We start from the raw sequence: 3,714 nt of genomic DNA on the forward strand, positions 1-3,714 counted from the left end.
GCTCGCCACCGGCGGCGGCGTCAGGCGAGCGGCCGGGCGGGGCGAAATCGGGCCGCGGCGGTGGCGCCAGCGCCGCCTGCAGCGCGCTGGTATAGTCGCGCCAGGCATCGAGCTGCTCGGAGCGGATGCCGATCCGGGTCTCGAGCGAAGCGAGCCGAGCAGCGAGAAATTCCGGCGGCGGTCCCATGCGGCGCGGGCCGAAGTCTTCCGGGCCTTGACGCATCGCCCAGCGCTGACCGGGCCACGGCTTCATCGGGCCGGGACCGGCATCGTCTTGCCGGCCGATTGCCGGCGGCTCGTCCGCGGGTGCGGCGCCGGGCTCCGGCTGGCCGGCGAACACCGGGTGGACGGCCGCGACCGAGAACAGGCCGAGCGCCAGAAGTCTGCTTCGCATGACGTGATCCTTTCATGCATACTTCGGATGCCGGGAGGATAGGAAGCGTCTTTTGCCGCTTTGCTTCGGCGCGTTGCCGAAGGTTTCCAGAAAAAGGAGATTTGTTTCCGAATGTTTCCGGCGGGGTTTTGGAAACGTTCCGTTGCAATTTTCCATGCCGCTTGGCGGCGTCGCTCCCTATAATCAGGAACGAAAAGGCAAGCGGGCAGACATGCAGACACAACCCCACATCCTCGTCGTGGACGATGATCGCGAGATCAGGACGCTGCTCGGGCGCTATCTTGACGGGCAGGGCTTTCGCGTGTCGGTGGCGGCGGACCGGCGCGAATGCGAGCTGAAGCTCGGCTCCGGCCAGTTCGACCTGATCGTGCTCGACGTCATGCTGCCGGACGGCTCCGGTCTCGACATCTGCCGGAGCCTGCGCGATCGCAAGCCGCACATTCCGGTCATCCTGCTGACGGCGCTGAAGGAAGATGTCGACCGTATCATCGGCCTGGAACTCGGCGCCGACGACTACCTCGGCAAGCCGTTCAACCCGCGCGAGCTTTCGGCCCGCATCCGTGCGGTGCTCAGGCGCTCGGCCCCGGACGAAGCCGCCCCGCCCAAGGTTCGCGTCTATCATTTCGCCGGCTACAGGCTGGAGCCGGACACGCGAAAGGTGATGGATGCCGATGGCGCCCTGGTCGACCTGACCGGCGCGGAGTTCGATCTGCTGCAGGTCTTTCTCGACCGGCCGGGGCGGCTTTTGTCGCGCGACCAGCTGCTCGATCTGACGCAAGGGCGCGAGCGCGAGCCACTCGACCGGTCCGTCGACGTGCTGATGAGCCGGCTGCGCCGGAAATTCGCCGAAGCGGGCGAGGAGGCATTGTTCAAGACCGTGCGCAATGGCGGCTATCAGCTAACCGCGCGAGTCGAGACGGCGGAGTATCGCGTCCCGACGACGGATGTCGAGCCATGACTTCGCTGCGCCGCCGGCTGATCATTCTTCTGGTCGTTTCGATTCTGGGCGTGGTCGGGCTTGCCACCTTTGTCGCCGTCAAGGTGCTCGGCGGGCCGTCGCCGGAGCTGACGATGGGGCCGCTGGCGCACCAGATCCAGTATATGATAAAACTGGTTCCAGGCCACGTGCCGAGCAGCGGCGATGCGCCGGTGACGATCAGCGATCGTCCGGCGCCCGGTTTCGAGGACCGCAAGCACACGCGGGTGCTGAACGACATGCTGCGCCAGAACGGTCTCGATGTTTCGGCGGTCGTCAGCCGCAGGGCCGAGCAACCCGGGATGATCGCCTCGGTCGCTTTGCCTGACCATCGCTGGATGATCGTCGATGTTCCCGACGTAGGCCCGCCGCGCGATGTCTGGTACGGGTTCGCCGGCTGGATGGCCCTGATCGTGCTCGGCGCCACGCCGGTATCGATCTATTTCACTGGCGTGCTGGTTCGGCCGCTGGAAATGCTGGAAACTGCCGTCAGCAAGATCGGCTCGGATGGCATGCTGGCGACTTTGCCGGAGAAAGGCTCGGCCGAGGTGAGGGCCACCGCCCATGCGCTCAACGAGCTGTCGGCACGATTGAAGACGGCGATGGAAAGCCGCATGCGCCTGGTCGCGGCGGCCGGCCACGATCTCAGGACGCCGATGACCAGGATGCGGCTCCGCGCCGAATTCCTCGAGGAGGACCGCGAGAAATGGTTGAGCGACCTCGACGAGCTCGACCGTATCGCCGACAGCGCCATCCGCCTCGTGCGCGAAGAGGTGAACCAGGATGCGGTCGAGCCGGTGGAACTGGACCGGATAGTCCGCGATATCGAGGTCGAAATGGTCTCGCTCGGCCATGCGGTGACGATCGACTATCTCGACCATGTATTCGTCAAGGCCGGCGCGCTCGGCTTGCGCCGGGCGCTGCGCAACCTGATCGTCAACGCCGCTACGCACGGCAAGAGCTGCACCATCGCGCTTGCGCGGCGAGGCGGCCAGGCGGTTCTCACCATCGCCGACCGCGGCGCCGGCATTCCGCCGGACCTGTTGAACAAGGCCTTCGAGCCGTTCTTCCGGGTCGATCCGGCGCGCACGCAGTTCATCCCCGGCGCGGGGCTGGGTCTCGCCATAGCCAAGGAGATCATCGAGCGCTATGGCGGCTCGATCACGCTGGAGAACCGGCCGGGGGGAGGCTTGCTGCAGACAGTGGTTTTTGCAACAGCCTGACCTCGGACGTCATTTGTCCTCGGGCAATTCCAGGGAATGGGCGCGGGGTTTCAACTGCTTTCAAGGCTTCGCTCGCTGCATCGTGACCGCGCCACCGTTGCGGAGCGGCATCGCACGATGCGAATTTGGCGATACGATGTTTTGCGAGGATGCCACCATGCCCATAGGCAAGATTGCGTTTTGCGCGGCAGCGATGATCGTTGCCGCCACAAATTTCGCCGATGCACGACCCGACACGCGCACAATGACCTGTGCGCAGACCCAGGCGCTGATCCAGAGCCGGCATGCGGTGGTGCTGACAACGGGGGCGAACACGTATGAGCGCTATGTCCGCCAGTTCGGCAATGAGTGCGATGCTCCCTACGTGCCGATGGTCGATTATGTCCCGACCCGTGACGGGCAGTGCATGGTCTATCGCTGCGAAGAGCCGGCGCCGATGGTTCCGGATTGATCGGTGCTCGCCGCTCCGCTCTGCCGCTTTTTTGGAGCGTCAACGTGACCTGGTGAGGGCGGCGGCATTCCGTTTCTGCCACAAGGCGCCCGTTGCCCCTCACTTGACCTTCTTAATCTCCGGGCCTACCGGCTTAATCTCCGGACCGGTCGGCTGGTTGGTCGCCGGAGCCGGCGTGCAATCCTGCCCCTTGCACTCCAAAGCCGGGTCGTTCCTCGGCGGCAGGCAATTCTGTCCCTCGCAGTGAACGGGCGGCTGCGCCGCGTCGCCGTTCGGCTGGGTGGGCTGATCCTCGGCGCGGACGGGCTGCAGCCCGGCCAGGCCGACCATTGCCGCGCATAAGAGCGCAGTCCGAAGCAGGTTCATCCGCGCCTCCACCGTTGAGGAGCCAACTGAACCCTACACTTTCGAGCCAAGACCAGCCTCCGCTGACTGCCAACGACGTTAACGGCGCGTTTCCAGCCCTGGATGCGGATGCTCGATCGAACTGCGGAGCTGACCGCAGCCGTCGCCGTAAATGCGCAACACGGGCAGCGCGACGCTTAGAGCGGGATGAAAATGTTTGGAGTCGTTGAGGATTCCCAAATCAGCGATTTTCTGATTCACCGTTCCTGCTGGGAAGGAGGCCAGCATGAATGGCATTGTCGACGGATCTACGTGAGCGCGTGGT

Annotated in this window: 5 protein-coding genes and 1 pseudogene; 3 read left to right on the forward strand and 3 right to left on the reverse strand. The window is 64.9% G+C overall.

Translation table 11 applies throughout. The features are described 5' to 3' along the window. A pseudogene (locus tag EOA23_RS32525) lies at positions 1-394 on the reverse strand (hypothetical protein); the annotation flags it as partial. A 211-nt stretch (positions 395-605) separates the two neighbouring features. Here EOA23_RS32525 and EOA23_RS32530 point away from each other — a divergent pair. The 3 genes from EOA23_RS32530 (at position 606) to EOA23_RS32540 (ending at position 3,044) form a co-directional block, all read left to right on the forward strand. Then, positions 606-1,352 (forward strand): response regulator, encoded by a 747-nt coding sequence (locus EOA23_RS32530; RefSeq protein ID WP_127307086.1) that lies wholly within the window; start codon positions 606-608, stop codon positions 1,350-1,352. Beyond that, positions 1,349-2,593: an ATP-binding protein gene (locus EOA23_RS32535; protein WP_127307087.1), complete on the forward strand. Its 1,245-nt coding sequence runs from the start codon at positions 1,349-1,351 to the stop codon at positions 2,591-2,593. Before EOA23_RS32530 ends, EOA23_RS32535 begins: the two co-directional genes overlap by 4 nt. Before the next feature lie 157 nt (positions 2,594-2,750). Further along, positions 2,751-3,044, forward strand: coding sequence for a hypothetical protein (locus EOA23_RS32540; protein ID WP_126064633.1), 294 nt, complete (start codon positions 2,751-2,753; stop codon positions 3,042-3,044). A 99-nt stretch (positions 3,045-3,143) separates the two neighbouring features. On the opposite strand, the gene EOA23_RS32545 is transcribed toward EOA23_RS32540, so the two are convergent. After that, positions 3,144-3,410 carry a hypothetical protein gene (locus tag EOA23_RS32545; RefSeq protein ID WP_127307088.1) on the reverse strand — a complete coding sequence of 89 codons (267 nt, stop codon included), beginning with the start codon at positions 3,408-3,410 and terminating at the stop codon, positions 3,144-3,146. A gap of 78 nt (positions 3,411-3,488) precedes the next feature. Next, positions 3,489-3,714 (reverse strand): hypothetical protein (locus tag EOA23_RS32550; protein ID WP_210212516.1); only part of this gene is annotated, 226 nt, incomplete at its 5' end.

Origin of the sequence: Mesorhizobium sp. M2A.F.Ca.ET.042.01.1.1, assembly GCF_003997405.1 — a bacterium.
Classification (GTDB): domain Bacteria; phylum Pseudomonadota; class Alphaproteobacteria; order Rhizobiales; family Rhizobiaceae; genus Mesorhizobium.